17 protein-coding genes are annotated in these 14,676 nt (G+C 66.6%); 6 read left to right on the top strand and 11 right to left on the bottom strand.

From position 1 onward, the window contains the following. Positions 1-159: 159 nt before the first annotated feature. The 5 genes from Q9Q95_RS09260 (at position 160) to bfr (ending at position 3,355) form a co-directional block, all read left to right on the top strand. Positions 160-585, top strand: a complete 426-nt coding sequence (locus Q9Q95_RS09260) for a hypothetical protein (protein WP_306096227.1) — start codon at positions 160-162, stop codon at positions 583-585. Positions 586-622: 37 nt separating this feature from the next. Continuing rightward, the gene (locus Q9Q95_RS09255; protein WP_306096226.1) at positions 623-1,297 is read left to right on the top strand and encodes a nitroreductase family protein; all 675 of its coding nucleotides are present in this window, start codon (positions 623-625) and stop codon (positions 1,295-1,297) included. An 11-nt stretch (positions 1,298-1,308) separates the two neighbouring features. After that, positions 1,309-2,535: a DUF418 domain-containing protein gene (locus Q9Q95_RS09250; RefSeq protein WP_306096223.1), complete on the top strand. Its 1,227-nt coding sequence runs from the start codon at positions 1,309-1,311 to the stop codon at positions 2,533-2,535. A gap of 76 nt (positions 2,536-2,611) precedes the next feature. Continuing rightward, entirely contained in the window at positions 2,612-2,782 is a 171-nt protein-coding gene (locus Q9Q95_RS09245) for a bacterioferritin-associated ferredoxin (RefSeq protein ID WP_135965161.1), read from the top strand. Between the two features lie 90 nt (positions 2,783-2,872). Then, positions 2,873-3,355 carry a bacterioferritin gene (bfr, locus tag Q9Q95_RS09240; protein WP_306096219.1) on the top strand — a complete coding sequence of 161 codons (483 nt, stop codon included), beginning with the start codon at positions 2,873-2,875 and terminating at the stop codon, positions 3,353-3,355. A 90-nt stretch (positions 3,356-3,445) separates the two neighbouring features. Here the strand turns inward: bfr and Q9Q95_RS09235 are convergent, their stop codons facing one another. From Q9Q95_RS09235 to Q9Q95_RS09185, 11 genes are all read right to left on the bottom strand, one after another. Next, a complete protein-coding gene (locus Q9Q95_RS09235; RefSeq protein WP_306096384.1) occupies positions 3,446-3,865 on the bottom strand; it encodes an Hpt domain-containing protein in 420 nt (139 codons plus the stop codon). A 141-nt stretch (positions 3,866-4,006) separates the two neighbouring features. Then, a complete protein-coding gene (der, locus tag Q9Q95_RS09230; RefSeq protein ID WP_306096218.1) occupies positions 4,007-5,377 on the bottom strand; it encodes a ribosome biogenesis GTPase Der in 1,371 nt (456 codons plus the stop codon). A 175-nt stretch (positions 5,378-5,552) separates the two neighbouring features. Continuing rightward, positions 5,553-6,875, bottom strand: a complete 1,323-nt coding sequence (locus tag Q9Q95_RS09225) for a PQQ-binding-like beta-propeller repeat protein (RefSeq protein ID WP_306096217.1) — start codon at positions 6,873-6,875, stop codon at positions 5,553-5,555. Beyond that, on the bottom strand, positions 6,872-7,579 hold the full coding sequence (locus Q9Q95_RS09220; protein WP_306096216.1) for a tetratricopeptide repeat protein: 708 nt from the start codon (positions 7,577-7,579) through the stop codon (positions 6,872-6,874). Before Q9Q95_RS09220 ends, Q9Q95_RS09225 begins: the two co-directional genes overlap by 4 nt. Positions 7,580-7,658: 79 nt before the next feature. Continuing rightward, on the bottom strand, positions 7,659-8,516 hold the full coding sequence (panB, locus tag Q9Q95_RS09215) for a 3-methyl-2-oxobutanoate hydroxymethyltransferase (protein WP_306096215.1): 858 nt from the start codon (positions 8,514-8,516) through the stop codon (positions 7,659-7,661). A gap of 48 nt (positions 8,517-8,564) precedes the next feature. Continuing rightward, on the bottom strand, positions 8,565-9,005 hold the full coding sequence (locus Q9Q95_RS09210) for a hypothetical protein (RefSeq protein ID WP_306096212.1): 441 nt from the start codon (positions 9,003-9,005) through the stop codon (positions 8,565-8,567). A gap of 71 nt (positions 9,006-9,076) precedes the next feature. After that, on the bottom strand, positions 9,077-9,424 hold the full coding sequence (locus tag Q9Q95_RS09205; RefSeq protein WP_306096210.1) for an ArsC family reductase: 348 nt from the start codon (positions 9,422-9,424) through the stop codon (positions 9,077-9,079). Then, positions 9,421-9,849, bottom strand: coding sequence for a GNAT family acetyltransferase (locus Q9Q95_RS09200; protein WP_306096208.1), 429 nt, complete (start codon positions 9,847-9,849; stop codon positions 9,421-9,423). The genes Q9Q95_RS09205 and Q9Q95_RS09200 overlap by 4 nt, the downstream gene beginning before the upstream one ends. After that, positions 9,834-10,430 carry a hypothetical protein gene (locus Q9Q95_RS09195; protein WP_306096207.1) on the bottom strand — a complete coding sequence of 199 codons (597 nt, stop codon included), beginning with the start codon at positions 10,428-10,430 and terminating at the stop codon, positions 9,834-9,836. Before Q9Q95_RS09195 ends, Q9Q95_RS09200 begins: the two co-directional genes overlap by 16 nt. Next, positions 10,430-11,986 carry a glutamine-hydrolyzing GMP synthase gene (gene guaA, locus Q9Q95_RS09190; protein WP_306096204.1) on the bottom strand — a complete coding sequence of 519 codons (1,557 nt, stop codon included), beginning with the start codon at positions 11,984-11,986 and terminating at the stop codon, positions 10,430-10,432. Before guaA ends, Q9Q95_RS09195 begins: the two co-directional genes overlap by 1 nt. Positions 11,987-12,067: 81 nt before the next feature. Continuing rightward, positions 12,068-12,457: a hypothetical protein gene (locus Q9Q95_RS09185; protein WP_306096202.1), complete on the bottom strand. Its 390-nt coding sequence runs from the start codon at positions 12,455-12,457 to the stop codon at positions 12,068-12,070. Positions 12,458-12,693: 236 nt separating this feature from the next. On the opposite strand from Q9Q95_RS09185, the gene Q9Q95_RS09180 reads away from it, so the two are divergent. After that, positions 12,694-14,652: a beta-N-acetylglucosaminidase domain-containing protein gene (locus tag Q9Q95_RS09180; protein ID WP_306096200.1), complete on the top strand. Its 1,959-nt coding sequence runs from the start codon at positions 12,694-12,696 to the stop codon at positions 14,650-14,652. Positions 14,653-14,676 lie beyond the last annotated feature (24 nt).

The following is a 14,676-nucleotide window of genomic DNA, read 5'->3' as shown; positions in this document are numbered from 1 at the left end:
GGGAGGTGACATGCGAAGCATGACGGAGGACGAGGAAAGCACGGCGCTTCGGGATCCCTCCCCCTCCGCCGCCTTCGGCGGCACCTCCCCCGGGCGGGGGAGGATTAGGGGCCTTCCCCTCGCGCCAATCGCCGCTAAGCTGTCCCGCCGGAGGTGCTGATGACCGCTGGCTATTCCGGGACGCCGCTCGCCGACAAGCTCGGGCTCAAGCGCGGCATGCGCTGCTGGTTCCACAACATGCCCGAAAGCGTGCGTGCGGTGATCGATCCGGCAGGCGCAGAGATCGAGGAACAGCCGACCGCGTCGGACGGCCTCCAATGCGCGCATTTGTTCGTCACCGAACGCGAAAAGCTTGAACGCGAGCTCCGCGCGCTGCAGCCGCTGATGGCGCCCAACGGGTTCATCTGGGTCTCGTGGCCCAAGAAAGCCGCGCGGGTCGAGACCGACGTTACGGAAGACGTGATCCGCGACGTCGCGCTGCCCACCGGTCTGGTCGACATCAAGGTGTGCGCCGTAGATGACACATGGTCGGGCCTCAAGCTTGTGATACGAAAGGAAAATCGCGGTCCTACGGGAAACCGCTGACTGGCGTTTTGCCCCGAGATTGTGCACGATCCGGAATATGTTCGACCGTGAGGTGCTGCCCTGGCAGCCATATCCTGACCTGACCGACGCCGAACGCGTCGCCCGCGCCCGGGCGTTCAGCGATTCGATGCAGTCGCGCCGCAGCTGCCGCGCGTTCAGCGAAGCGCCGGTGCCGCGCGCGATCATCGAGGCGGCGTTGACGGCAGCCGGATCAGCTCCGAACGGTGCGAACCGCCAGCCCTGGCACTTCTGCGTGGTCTCGTCGCCCGAGGCGAAATGCGCAATCCGGATCGCCGCCGAGGAAGAGGAACGCGCCTTTTACGATGGCCGCGCCGGCAGCGAATGGCTCGAGGCCCTCGTCCCGCTCGGCACCGGTGCCGACAAACCGTATCTCGAGACCGCGCCGTGGCTGATCGTCGTCTTCGCCCAGCGCCGCGGCGGGCCCGATCCGGACGATCTCAAGCAGAATTATTATGTCACCGAGAGCGTCGGCCTTGCCTGCGGCCTGCTGATCGCCACGCTGCATCAGGCGGGGATCGCCACCTTGGTCCACACCCCCAACCCGATGCGCTTCCTCAACCGGGTGTGCCGCCGGCCCGATCATGAAAAGCCGCTGATGGTGATCGTCGCGGGCCATGCCGCCGCCGACGCGACCATCCCGGCGCACGCGCTCGAGAAGAAGTCGCTGGAGCAGATCGCCAGCTGGCTGTAGCGCTGGGCCGCATGAGCGCGGCCCCGCCCCCCGAAGACGCGCGCGGCCCGGGCCGCCTCGCCGCGCTGGATGTGGTACGCGGTGTCGCATTGCTCGGCATCCTGCTGCTCAACATCGCCAGCTTCGCTTTGCCCGAAGCCGCCTATCTCAATCCGCGCGCCTATGGCGGCTGGCACGGTGCCGATCTGACGGCGTGGCTGATCAATTTCCTGCTGTTCGACGGCAAGATGCGCGGGCTTTTCTCGTTCCTGTTCGGCGCCTCGATGCTGCTGGTGATCGAACGGGCAGAGGCTTGCGGCGAAAGCGCGGCCAAGGTCCATTACCGGCGGATGCTGTGGCTGCTGGCGTTCGGGCTCGCGCATCTCTGGCTGGTCTGGCACGGCGACATCCTCAGTCATTATGCGCTGGTCGGGATGATCGCGTTCGGCCTCCGCAATCTACCGACCGCGCGGCTGCTGGCGCTGGGCATCACCTTGATCTGCGTGACTCTGGTGTTCTTCGCTACCGTGCCGATCGCAGTGCACCACGGGCAGGACCTCGCGGCGCTCAACCGGACGATCGGCGTACCCGCCCCTGCCGAGATCGCGCGCGAACTGACGCTCTATCGCAGCGACTATCCGGCCATCCTGCGCACGCGACTGGCCGAACATGCCGTCACGCCGCTGCCGATGCTGTGGTTCTACGGGCCCGAGACGCTGGCCTATATGCTGTTCGGCATGGCCGCGCTGCGTAGCGGCCTGCTCCGCGGCGAATGGCCGCGCGCGCGCTACCGGCGCTGGCTGTGGATTTGCTGGGGCATCGCGCTGCCGGGCTATATCGCGCTTGCCGTCTATATCGTGCGTGCGCAGTTCAGCCTGTTCTCGGTAGCGCTGGGCAGCTGGACGCTCACCGCGCCGCTGCGCCCGCCGATGATCGTCGGTTGGGCTTGCCTGATCCTGCTGCTGGCGAGACCCGGCGGCGCGCTCACCGAGCGGCTCGCCGCGGCGGGGCGGACGGCGTTCACCAATTATCTGCTGACCAGCCTGATCTGCACCATGCTGTTCTACGGCTATGGGCTTGGCTGGTTCGGGCATCTGAGCCGCTGGCAGCTCTATCCGGTGGTGTTCGCGATCTGGGGACTGATATTGCTATGGTCCAAGCCTTGGCTCGCACGCTTCCGATTCGGCCCGTTCGAATGGCTGTGGCGGAGTCTGGCGCGATGGCGCTGGCAGCAACTGCGCGGTGCCGCCTCCGTATAACTGCGAATGCCTCGCAATACCCTTGCGAATCGGTCTCATTAGCCGTACATCGCTACGATCGAAGCGTGAGGGTGCGATGGTCGTCTGCGTTTGCAATGCAATCCGGGAGCAGGATGTCCGCGCGGCGGCCCGCGATGGCGCGACCAGCGCCTGTCAGGCCTATCGCGCGCTCGGCCGCAGCCCCAAATGCGGCCAATGCGTGCCTTTCGCCCGCGAGATCATCAACGACGAGCGTGCGGCTGCGTAGCGTTCGCAACTAAAAAACCGCGGATTTCTGCGGTTTTCGCGCCCCAATTTTAGCGCTATGGCATCCCTGTAAAGCATAGGGATGACGGCCATGAAGGGCGACGCAAAGGTCCTCGAATATCTCAACGAGGTGCTCAAGAACGAGCTCACCGCGATCAACCAATATTGGCTGCATTACCGGCTGCTCGACAATTGGGGCATCAGGAAGCTCGCCGAGCTCGAGCGTCACGAATCGATCGACGAGATGAAGCACGCCGACAAGTTGGCGGAGCGCATCCTGTTCCTCGAAGGACTTCCCAACTTCCAGTTGCTCGGGCGGCTGCGCATCGGCGAGACCGTCGAGGAGATCCTGCGCGCCGATCTCGCGGTGGAAGTCGAGGCGATCGCCGTGCTCAAGGAAGCAATCCCGCATTGCGAGGCGGTGCGCGACTTCGTCAGCCGCGACCTGTTCGCCTATATCCTCGCCAGCGAGGAAGAGCATGTCGACACGCTGGAGCGCCAGTTCGACATGATCGCCCGGATGGGGCTGGAGAATTACATCCAGCTCAACAGCAAGGCCGAAGAGGCGAGCTGATAGCCGTCATCGCGGCGAAAGCCGGGATCTCAGTCGTCAAGCGCATGGAATGCGGCATGAGATCCCGGCTTTCGCCGGGATGACGGTTGATCAGAGAACCGGGCGGCGGCCGAAGGCGGCGGGCTTGCGGGCGACCAACGGGTTGGCCTCGCGTTCGAGCATGTCGAGTGTGGTCTCGAACAGCGGGCGCAGCTTCACGACATGTTCGAGCGCCTGGGTCGGCGTCTCGCGGCGCTCGATGCAGCCGCGCGCGATCATCTCGATCGTTTCAGCGAGGTCGGCCAGGGGGTCCGCGCCGAACTGGCGCGCCTCGCCCTTGAGCGTGTGCGCGGGGATCACCATCGCGGTGGCGTTGTGGCCACGCATCGCATCCTCGATACGATCGACCGACTTGATGCCGTCCTCGCGGAAATAGCCGAGGATGCGCACGAAGTTCGCCCCGAGCTCGGTGCGCGCCTGCTGGTAGCTTTCCCAATTCACCAGCGGATCATTGCCGATCGTCACGTCCATATCCCGAAGCACATCCCCTGCCCGTACCGGAGCAGTGATAGAGCAGGAACGTAAACAGGGCGTTGATGCGACCCAAGTCATCCCGGGCGGCGAGCGAATGGCGCGCGGCACGAGGTCCCGGCGTTCGCCGGGACGACAGCTCTAACTTTTCTCGCGATCGAACGGGTTTTTCGGCGCGCGCAGGGTGAGGCGGACCGGGACCGCGCCGAAATCGAATTCCTTCCGCAGGCCGTTGATCAGATAGCGCTGATAGCTGACCGGGAGCAGATCGACGCGGGTGCCGAACAGGACGAAGCTGGGCGGGCGCGACTTGTTCTGGGTGACGTAGCGCGGCTTGATCCTTTTGCCGCCCGGCGCGGGGGGCGGATTGGCCTCGATCGCGCGCTCGAACCAGCGGTTGAGCTGGCCGGTCGAGACGCGGCGCGACCATGCCTCGCGAGTCTCGAACGCGACCTTCATCAGCATGTCGAGCCCCTTGCCGGTCTCGGCCGAAACGGTGAGCAGCGGCACGCCCTTGACCTGCGCGAGCCCCTCGTCGAGCGCGCCCTTGACGCCGTTGAACAGGCTCGAGGCGTTTTCGGCGACGTCCCATTTGTTCAGCGCGATGATCAGTGCGCGCCCTTCCTGGAGCACGCGGTCGGCGATCTTGAGGTCCTGCACCTCGAGGCCTCGGGTGGCATCGAGCAACAGCACGACGACCTCGGCGAAATCGATCGCGCGCAGCGTGTCCATCACCGACAGCTTTTCGAGCTTCTCCTCGACCCGCGCCTTCTTGCGCAGCCCGGCGGTGTCGATCAGGCGGACCTTGCGCATCGCGCCTTCGAAATCTTCCCACTCCCAGTCGACCGAAATCGAATCGCGGGTGATTCCGGCTTCGGGACCGGTGATCATGCGGTCCTCGTCGAGCAGCCGGTTGACCAGAGTCGACTTGCCGGCATTGGGACGACCGACGATCGCCAGCTTGAGCGGCGCGTCGGGCGATTCCTCGTCCTCGGGCGCTTCTTCCGCTTCGTCACGTTCGACATGCGGCAGCAGCGCCTCGAACAGATCGACGACGCCCTCGCCATGCTCGGCCGAGAAGGGGATCGGATCGCCGAGACCCAATGCCATCGCCTCGAGAATGCCGGCTTCGCCGGCCTTGCCCTCGGCCTTGTTGGCCATCAGCACGACCGGGCGATCGGTGCTGCGCAGCCAGCGGGCGATCTCCTCGTCGAGCGGAGTCACGCCGGCGCGGGCATCGATCAGGAACAGCGAGACATCGGCGTCGCGCACCGCGGCCTCGGTCTGGGCGCGCATCCGGCCGGGAAGCGTCGCCACGTCCTTGTCCTCGTAGCCGGCGGTGTCCATCACCCGGAATTCGAGCCCGAGCAGGTTCGCCTCGCCCTCGCGGCGATCGCGGGTCACGCCGGGCTGATCGTCGACCAGCGCCAGCCGCTTGCCGACCAGCCGGTTGAACAAGGTCGACTTGCCGACATTCGGGCGTCCGATGATGGCGACGATGGGAAGGGGCATTTGAAACTACCTCTCCCCTCCCTGCAGGGGAGGGGCTGGGGGTGGGTGCACGCGTCTGCGCGCCTGATAGACTCTCGGGCGGCGGAAACAAAGTAGCGGACGAGGCATCGAGCCCCGCCCGCTACTTGATCCGCCCCCTGCCCCTCCCTGCGAGCAGGGAGGGGAAAAACGCATTTTACCGATACGCGCTCAACCGGCCTTTGTCGTCGAGCACGTAGAGCGTGTTGTTGGCGACCGTCAGCGGAAGCGTGATCGGTTCCTTGGTATCCATCGTCGAGGTCACGCTGCCGTCGGTCGGCGAGGCGAAGACGATCTCGCCTTCGCTGTTGCCGAGCACGAGGCGGCCCCCGGCGAGCACCGGGCCGACCCAGCTGACCGGGTTCTTCTTTTTCTTCTCGTTGCGGAAGTGGCGGAGCTGCGAGATCCAGCGGATCTTGCCGGTGCCGCGCGCGATCGCGAGCAGCCGGGCGTCGTCGGTGACGACGAACAGCCATTCGCCCGCCGCCCAGGGCGTCGAGATGCCGGCGATGGTCTGCTCCCACAAGGGATTGCCGCTGGCGATGTCCATCGCGACCATGCGGCCGCCCTGCCCGATCGCATAGACCCGGCCCTGGTCGATCACCGGTTCGGCGTCGATGTCCGACAGTGACGACACCGAGGTCGACATCGAGGTGCGCGAGAGCACCACGTCCCACAGCGACCGGCCATTCTCGTAGCGATAGGCGTTGAGCTCGCCCGACGAGAAGCCGGCGATCACGGTGCCCTGCGCCGAAGCCGGCGCGGCGACGCCGAACACGCCCTGCGTCTCGAGGCTGGCCGAGACCGTCCAGCCGATCTCGCCGGTTTCCTGCGAGAGCGCGAACAGCTGGTTGTCCTGCGTGACGACATAGGCGTTGCCGTTGGCGAGGGTCGGCGCGCCGCGCAGCGGACCGCCGGGGCGCTTGCGCCACACCACCGCGCCGTCGGCGACGTTGAGTGCGACCACGTCGCCAAGGCCGTTGCTGGCGAACGCCCGCTCGCCCTCGACGCTGACGCCGCCGCCGAAGCGGGCGCCCTTATTGCCTTCCTCGTTGGCGGTGTTGGCGCGCCACAATTCGGCGCCGGTGTCGGCGGCCATCGCATGGACGATGCCAGCAGTGTCGATCACGAACAATTTGTTGTCGGACACCACCGGCGACGCCGCGAGGCGTTCCTTCTTGGACGGCTTGGCGATGTCCTTCGACCAGATCCGCGTCGGGCTCGCGCCGAGTGCGAGATGGCCCATCGACTTGGACGCGTTGCCGCCGGGCTGACGCCAGCCGTCGTTCGCCGCCGCTTCCGGCAACAGCACGTCGACCGCGGCCAGCGTCTTGTCGGCAACGACATCGCTCTCCGAGACGAGGATCGGCACGCGCTCGCCGAGCACGGGGGTCTTCTTGCCGCCGCCTTTGAAGATCCCGCAGCCGCTCACCATCGCGAGCGCCGCGAGAGCGGCAGCCACCCTCACCTTGTTGTTCATTTAGCCTTGGTTTCCTTCGACTGATCGATGGCGTCGACACCGAGTACGCCCGCCAGCTGAACCGCACGTTGACGGATCGATTCGGGGACCTTCTCGCCCCCCTGTGCGATCTGTCCGTAGAGCCGGCCCGCCTCGGCGCGGTTGCCCGCCTTGAGATACGCCGCAGCGACGAGCTCGCCCGCGGTGCCCAGCCACGGCGAATTGGGATTGGTCAGCCCCTTCAGGCGGTCGATCACGACCTGCGGCTTGAGGCTGTCATATTCGGCGACCGTCTGGCGGACGAGCGCGAGATCGCGATAGGGTTGTTCGAGCCCGGCGTTGTTGGCGACTTCGGCGAACTTCGCTGCGGCGCCCTTGGCGTCGTTCTTCTGGAGCAGCAGATTGCCCTGTGCGATCCGCGCCATGGCGGCATAGCCTTCGCCGCCGCTCGTGGCGATCTTGTCGAGCGCGGGGACCGCCTTGTCGACCTGGCCCTGTTCGACCAGCCGCATCGCGGCATCATATTCCTCGCCCTGCTTGCCGGCTTCGGCCTGGCTGTGATGCTGCCAATAGAGCCAGCCGGCGAGCGCGATCAGCGCCACCACGATCGCGCCGATGATCCACCGGCCGTAGCGCCGGAAGATGTGCATCGCCTGATCGCGGCGATATTCCTCGTCGACTTCGCGCAGAAAGGCTTCGTCAGTGGTACCGGGAGGAAGCGCCAAGAGTGACTCCATGGGGTTGGTGCGGGCGCGGCGGACCTTAGCCGCGGGGTTCGCCTAAAGGAAGCGTGCTGCTAGCCCTTCAGCTGCGCGCCGGATAGACCTGTTCTGCGCCCGGGAAGTCCCGCGACCGGACTTCGGCGGCATAGGTCTCAACCGCGGCGGAAATGCGGCCGGCAAGGTCGTCGTAACGCTTCACGAAGCGCGGGGTGCGCTCGAACAGGCCGAGCATGTCCTCGGTCACCAGCACCTGCCCGTCGCACCCGGCCGAGGCGCCGATGCCGATCACCGGGACCGGCACCGCGGCGGTAATCTCGTTGGCGAGGCCCTCGACCACGCCTTCGGCGACGATCCCGAACGCGCCGGCATCGGCGATCGCGCGGGCATCGTCGAGGATCTGGGCATGCTCGGCATTGCTGCGCCCGCGCGCACCATAGCCGCCGAGCGCGTTCACCGATTGCGGGGTCAGGCCGATATGCCCCATCACCGGGATGCCGCGCCGGGTGAGGAATTCGATCACCGGGGCCATCGCAGTGCCGCCCTCGAGCTTCACTCCCGCCGCGCCGGTTTCGGCGAGGACGCGTGCGGCCGATTCGAAGGCACGCTCGGGGCTCGCTTCATAGCTGCCGAAGGGAAGATCGACGATCACCACCGAATGCCAGCTGCCGCGCACCACCGCCGCACCATGCGCGATCATCATATCGAGCGTCACCGGCAGGGTCGACGGCAGGCCGTAGATCACCTGGCCGAGGCTGTCGCCGACGAGCAGCACATCGCAATGCGGATCGAGCAACTGCGCCATCCGGGTGGTGTATGCGGTGAGCATCACCACCGGATCCTTGCCCTTGCGATCGCGGATCGCGGGCACGGTGAGCCGCTTCATCGGCGCGGGCGTGGGATTGGCGCGGCTGGTGCCGGTATCGAGCGTATAGGTGGACATGGAATTCGCTCTAGTCGCTCGCGCGCGTCGGCGCCAGCGAGGGCGCGGTCAGGAAATCCAGCCGCGCTGCCGGGCGAACTGCGCCAGCCAGATCTGGAACGCCGCGACCGCCGCGATGAACAGTGGGAACGGCACGGTGGGGCCCGCCCCCTTGTGCGCGAGCATGTCGGTGCCGAGGAAGACATAGCCGAACTGGACGATCACCGCGATCAGCGAGACCAGAAACAGTGGCAAGGCCAGCTTCGAGCGGAGCAGCAATGCGATCGCGCCGAGCAACCCGCCGCCCACCGCCGCCGCGTAGACCGGGGTGAACCAGCCGGGCAGCGCGGCATAATAGGCGCGGTCCCAATCGGTGGCGGCGGGATCCATCGCCGGCCCCAGCGTGACGTGCATGTAGAAAGCGACGCAGCCGAGCAGCCCCCATATGACGAGCACCGCCGCGACCACCACGAACCAGCCCGGGGGCCGTTGCCGAATCCAGGTTGCCACGCATCCCTCCCATGCCTGCAATTTCATGCAGGCAGGATCGTAACGGAAATCGAACGATGCCGCTACGGCTTTCAGAGCGAGGCGCGGGCGTAGCGATCCGGCGCGAAGCCGATCAGCAGGCCGCCGGGATGCTCGAGCACCGGGCGCTTGATCATCGACGGCTGGGCCAGCATCAGCGCGGTCGCCTTGTCGGCGTCGAGACCCGATTTGTCGGCATCGGGGAGCTTGCGGAAGGTAGTGCCGGCGCGATTGAGGACTGCCTCCCAGCCTTCCGCCGCGATCCAGCGGGCGAGCCGGGCCGCGTCCACGCCGGCAGTCTTGTAGTCGTGGAAGTCATAGGCGACGGCATTGTCGTCGAGCCAGGCGCGCGCCTTCTTGATCGTGTCGCAATTCTTGATGCCGAACATCGTGACGGTCATGCGGAATCCTTCAGGAAGCGGCCGAGCGTGACGACCTGCTGCCGCGCCAGCCCCAGCTTTTCGTAGAAGCCGAGAGCGGCCGCATTGTCCTCGCGGACCATGAGCTGGAGCTTGGGGGCGCCGCGGGCGCGGAGCCAATCCTCGGCGGCGGCCATCAGCGCGCGGCCGAGGCCGGCGCCGCGGCAGTCCGGCGAAACGGCGAGATAATAGACCCAGCCGCGATGGCCGTCGAAGCCGGTCATGACGCTGCCGGCGAGGCCATCGGCACCGCGCGCGACCAGCACCGCGGAACTGGTGCCGCCCTGGGCGAGGACGAAATCGGCTTCGGGGTCGTTCCATGGGCGGGTGAGCCCACAGGCGCGCCACAACGCCACCACCGCGGCGGCGTCATCGGGCGCCGCCGGCTCGATCAGCGGGCGATGCACGTCGCGCCGGCCCAGAGATTGGTGATCTCGCCCTCGGGGTCGCGCGAGCTGAGCAACCCGGAAAGGCCGCCGGCGCTGAATTCGACGCCGAGCGTCGAATCCTCGACGGTGACCGGCCCGACGGAATCGAGCTGCTGGCGGGTCGCACCGATGCCGAGGCCCGATGCAGTGGAGAACTGGGCGCCATCGCGGCCGTCAAGATCCCAGCCGACGAACTTGCCGTCTTCGAAATAGAGGCCGAGCCCGCCGCGGAAGCTGGCGAAGGACAAAGCGCCGGCGCCGCATTCCTGGTCGTCGCCTTCCTCGATCGGGCTGCCGAGCATCTTTGCCAGCATGTCGGTCACTGCAGCGCGGGGCATGCCGAACGTCGCGCGGCGGCCGGCGCCGAGGCCGAGACTGTCGGGCGCGAGCGTCACCACAGGCTCCACCACGTCGATGGCATTCCCGGCGACGCGCGGGACCGGGACGATCAACTCATTGTCGTTACCGGTGATCACCACGGTCCGCGCCGCATTGGGCTCCGCCTCGGGACCACCACAGGCCGCGAGCAGCAGCGGCAATACCAGCAGGCCGCGGCGCATCACTCCCACTCGATCGTGCCCGGCGGCTTTGAGGTATAGTCGTAGGTCACGCGGTTGACGCCCTTGACCTCGTTGACGATCCGGGTTGCCACTCGCGGCAGGAAATCGCCGGGGAACTGGAACGCCACCGCAGTCATCCCGTCGGTCGAGGTCACCGCGCGCAGCGCCAGCACATAATCGTACGTCCGGTGATCGCCCATCACTCCGACGGTGCGCACCGGCAGCAGCACCGCGAAGGCCTGCCAGATCGCATCGTAGAGCCCGGCGTTGCGGATCTCCTCGAGATAGATCGCATCGGCTTTCCGAAGGATGTCGCAGCGTTCCTTGGTGACTTCGCCGGGGATGCGGATCGCGAGACCCGGCCCCGGGAACGGATGGCGGCCGACGAAGATGTCGGGCAGCCCGAGCTCGCGGCCGAGTGCGCGGACCTCGTCCTTGAACAATTCGCGCAAGGGTTCGACGAGCTTCATGTTCATCCGCTCGGGCAGCCCGCCGACATTGTGGTGGCTCTTGATCGTTACCGACGGCCCGCCGGTGAAGCTGACGCTCTCGATCACGTCGGGATAGAGCGTGCCCTGCGCGAGGAAATCGGCGCCGCCGATCTTCTTCGCCTCTTCCTCGAACACTTCGATGAAGGTCTTGCCGATGAATTTCCGTTTCGCCTCGGGATCGGTCACGCCGGCAAGGCCGTTGAGGAACAAAGTCTCGGCGTTCACATGGACCAGCGGGATGTTGTAATGGCCGCGGAACAGGCTGACGACCTGATCGGCCTCGCCGGCCCGCAACAGCCCGTGATCGACGAACACGCAGGTGAGCTGCTCGCCGATCGCCTCGTGGATCAGCACTGCCGCCACTGCACTGTCGACGCCGCCCGAAAGCCCGCAGATCACCCGGCCCGGGCCGACTTGCTCGCGGATCTCCTTGATCTTGGCGGCGCGGAACTCGGCCATCGTCCAGTCGCCCTGCAGCCCGCAGACATGGCGGACGAAATTGGCGAGCAGCTTCGCGCCGTCGGGAGTGTGGACCACTTCCATGTGGAACTGGGTGGCGTAATAGCGCCGGGCATCGTCGGCGACGACCGCGAAGGGCGATCCCGGACTGACCGCGACCGGGCGGAAGCCGGGGGCGAGCGTGGTGACCTTGTCGCCATGGCTCATCCAGACCTGATGCTTCTCACCCTCGGCCCACAGGCCGTCGAACAGCACACAGCTATCCTCGATCTCGATGAAAGCGAGGCCGAACTCGCCCGAATCGCCCAGCTGAACCTCGCCGCCCAGCTGATGCATCATCACTTGCTGGCCATAGCAGATGCCGAGGATCGGCAGTCCCGAATCGAAGATCGCCTGCGGCACGCGCGGGCTGCCCTCGTCGAGCACCGATGCCGGCGAGCCCGACAGGATGATCCCCTTGGGCTTCATCCGCTCGAACGCCTCGGCGGCGGTGTTGAAGGGGGCGATCTCGCTATAGACCCCGGCCTCGCGCACGCGGCGCGCGATCAGCTGGGTCACCTGGCTCCCGAAATCGACGATCAGGACTGAATCGGCATGATGTTCCATGCCCAGCGCGCATAGCAGATGCGGCCGGCATGGGAAGGCATCGCGGCAAGCTTATTGCGCGCTCGCCGCGTGCCGGGACGCTCAGTTCACCAGGCCCAGATAATCGACGATCCGGGGGACCCAGCCGGGAAACGTCGCGCAATCGGCGATGCTATTGTTGTTCACGTCGTCATAATAGATGTGAATCGTCTTCCCCGTAGCCTGGGCGGAGAGCAATGCGGCGTACCAGTTTCCGCAGACGTTGGTGGAGATGTTGTTCCAGACACTGGTCGCATTGCAAACGGTCACCCAGGTCCAGGTCCCCTTCGCGCCCGAAGTCACCTCTCCGCTGACGAACACCATGCCGTGCCGGTCGGTGGCGACGAGCGTCGGCTTGACCCGGCACTCACGCGTGGTGGCCTGCGCAGCCGTCGGCACTGCAATCACCCCGGCGAGCGCGGCATGGCCCAGCAAGCAACGAAAGATCGTCATATATCCCCCTCTTGAACACGAGCCGAACGCAATCCGCGCCGCTCAGCGAAGGTGTTGTTACGTCGCCCGCCTCAGGTCAAATGCAGTCGGAGTCGCCCGCGCGCGACCAGCGTGCATCTCGCGCCTCGCTACATTACCGACAGCCTGTGCATTTTGATGGCATAGCGGCTTGCCCTAAGCGGGCATCTAAAACATAGAACCTATCTAGTACCTTTATAGAACCGTAGGGGATTTTGATGCGCGTATCGCTTCTGCTCGGCCGCCTCCTGCTCTCGTCGAGCGTCGCGCTGCCGCTCGCGCTCATCGCCCCTGCCGGCGCGCAGACCCTGCCCGCCATCTTTCCTGCGCCGGTCTCGGCGAAGCTGACCGGCGGGGAGCTGGCACTCGGCAAGACAGTGGTGCTGGTGCAGGCGGGCAAGCACGATCCGGAAACCGATGCGCTGGTGCGCCGCATCCTGACCGCCGCGGGCGTCGAGCAGATCCGCACCGCGGCCCGCCTCCCCGCCCGTCTGGACGCTACTCATATAGTGCTCGGCACCGGCGGCGCGCCTTTGGTGAAAAGCGCGCTGGCGCGCACCGGCGCGACGCTGCCGACGCAGGACGAAGGCTATGCGCTGACCAGCGCCGCGGCGGACGGCAGCACGCTGATCGTCCTCGCCGGCAAGGATGGCGACGGCCTGTATCATGCCGCACAGACGCTGCGGCAGATCGTCACCGGCCACGGCGTCCCCGCCCTCACCGTCGCGGACTATCCGGCGATGCCGGTTCGCGGGACGATCGAGGGTTTTTACGGGAAGCCCTGGTCGATGGCCGAGCGGGCATCGCATATCGGTTTCCTCGCCGAGCTCAAGGCCAACACCTATATCTACAGCCCCAAGGACGAGGTCTTCGCGCGCGATCGCTGGCGCGAGGATTATCCGGCGGAGACGCTTAAGGCATTGGGCGGGCTGGTCGATGCGGCGAACCGCCACCACGTCAATTTCGTGTATGCGATCTCGCCCGGCCCCTCGATCTGCTATTCGAACCCGGCCGATCTCGATGCGATCCGCCGCAAGTTCAGCGCGATGCGGGGCATCGGGGTGCGCAGCTTCTATGTCGCGCTCGACGATATCGAATATACCAAATGGAACTGCCCCGGCGACGAGGCGGCGTTCGGCAAGCCGGGCGAAAAGGCCGCGGCGAGCGCACAGGCGAAGCTGCTCAACGCGGTTCAGGCCGATCTGATCGCTGCGAACGATCACGGCTCGCTGATCATGGTGCCGACCGAATATTACAACGCCACCGAGAGCCCGTACAAAGCGACGCTGCGCAAGGAGCTCGATCCGCGCGTGGTCGTCCAGTGGACGGGCACCGATGTCGTGCCGCCTTCCATCTCGGTCAACGACGCCCGCAACGCGACCAGGGCGTTCGGACGCAAGACCCTGTTGTGGGACAATTATCCGGTCAACGATTACCGCGAATCCGCGGGCCGGCTGCTGCTCGCGCCTTATGCCCGCCGCGAGGCGGGGCTGTCGGGGGAGCTGAGCGGGATCGTTTCCAATCCGATGAATCAGGAGGCGGCGAGCCGTCCGGCGGTGATGGGCCTGATCGCCTTTGCGTGGAACGATCGCGGCTATGATTCGGATCGCACCTGGCACGCCGCGGCGCGCTATCTGGCGGGCGGCGACCGCCAGGTGACGGCGGCGCTGCTCACCTTCTTCGACACCCAGCATCTCGCCCCGACCTTCGGCACCCACCCGTGGCAGCCGCAGGCCCCGCGCCTCAAGGTGCTGATCGATCGCACTCGCGACGCGCTGGCATCGGGCGATGCCAGCGCGCAGGCGGAAGCGCTCGACGGCCTCGCCGTCGCTGCCGAGGAACTGGCGACCGCACCCGATCTCATCCGCGCGGGCGTGACCGTGCCGGGCTTTGCCGCCGAGGCCAAGCCGTGGCTCGACGCCACCGAACTCTGGGGCCGCGCGCTCAAGCTCACGGTCAGCGGCCTCGCCGCAGCTTTGGACCAGACGCCGGGCAGCGGCGACACCGCCAACCGGCTCTTAGCCGAAGCCCAGCGGCTCGCCGCACAGGCCGAGGCGATCCAGTCGATCCCCGGCGCCGTCCGGTTCGATGGCCCGATCAAGATCGCCGACGGGGTGCTCGACATTTTCATTCGCGACGCGCGAAATCTCGTCCTTGCGTCGGGAAGCGCCCGCTGAGGCGTTAGCGGGTCCCGGGCAGGC

Origin of the sequence: Sphingomonas sp. DG1-23 (assembly GCF_030730875.1) — a bacterium.
Classification (GTDB): Bacteria; Pseudomonadota; Alphaproteobacteria; order Sphingomonadales; family Sphingomonadaceae; genus Sphingomonas.
The sequence above is the reverse complement of the archived record's forward strand: the minus strand, read 5'-3'. Positions and strand labels throughout refer to the sequence as shown.

Excerpts from the sequence above, each read along its gene's own strand:
- Q9Q95_RS09205 (WP_306096210.1), bottom strand. The coding sequence starts at position 9,424 with ATGACCGTCACGATGTTCGGCATCAAGAATTGCGACACGATCAAGAAG.
- der (WP_306096218.1), bottom strand. The coding sequence starts at position 5,377 with ATGCCCCTTCCCATCGTCGCCATCATCGGACGCCCGAATGTCGGCAAG.
- Q9Q95_RS09245 (WP_135965161.1), top strand. The coding sequence starts at position 2,612 with ATGGTCGTCTGCGTTTGCAATGCAATCCGGGAGCAGGATGTCCGCGCG.
- bfr (WP_306096219.1), top strand. The coding sequence starts at position 2,873 with ATGAAGGGCGACGCAAAGGTCCTCGAATATCTCAACGAGGTGCTCAAG.
- Q9Q95_RS09185 (WP_306096202.1), bottom strand. The coding sequence starts at position 12,457 with ATGACGATCTTTCGTTGCTTGCTGGGCCATGCCGCGCTCGCCGGGGTG.
- guaA (WP_306096204.1), bottom strand. The coding sequence starts at position 11,986 with ATGGAACATCATGCCGATTCAGTCCTGATCGTCGATTTCGGGAGCCAG.
- Q9Q95_RS09235 (WP_306096384.1), bottom strand. The coding sequence starts at position 3,865 with ATGGACGTGACGATCGGCAATGATCCGCTGGTGAATTGGGAAAGCTAC.
- Q9Q95_RS09260 (WP_306096227.1), top strand. The coding sequence starts at position 160 with ATGACCGCTGGCTATTCCGGGACGCCGCTCGCCGACAAGCTCGGGCTC.
- Q9Q95_RS09225 (WP_306096217.1), bottom strand. The coding sequence starts at position 6,875 with ATGAACAACAAGGTGAGGGTGGCTGCCGCTCTCGCGGCGCTCGCGATG.
- Q9Q95_RS09180 (WP_306096200.1), top strand. The coding sequence starts at position 12,694 with ATGCGCGTATCGCTTCTGCTCGGCCGCCTCCTGCTCTCGTCGAGCGTC.
- Q9Q95_RS09255 (WP_306096226.1), top strand. The coding sequence starts at position 623 with ATGTTCGACCGTGAGGTGCTGCCCTGGCAGCCATATCCTGACCTGACC.
- Q9Q95_RS09195 (WP_306096207.1), bottom strand. The coding sequence starts at position 10,430 with ATGCGCCGCGGCCTGCTGGTATTGCCGCTGCTGCTCGCGGCCTGTGGT.
- panB (WP_306096215.1), bottom strand. The coding sequence starts at position 8,516 with ATGTCCACCTATACGCTCGATACCGGCACCAGCCGCGCCAATCCCACG.
- Q9Q95_RS09250 (WP_306096223.1), top strand. The coding sequence starts at position 1,309 with ATGAGCGCGGCCCCGCCCCCCGAAGACGCGCGCGGCCCGGGCCGCCTC.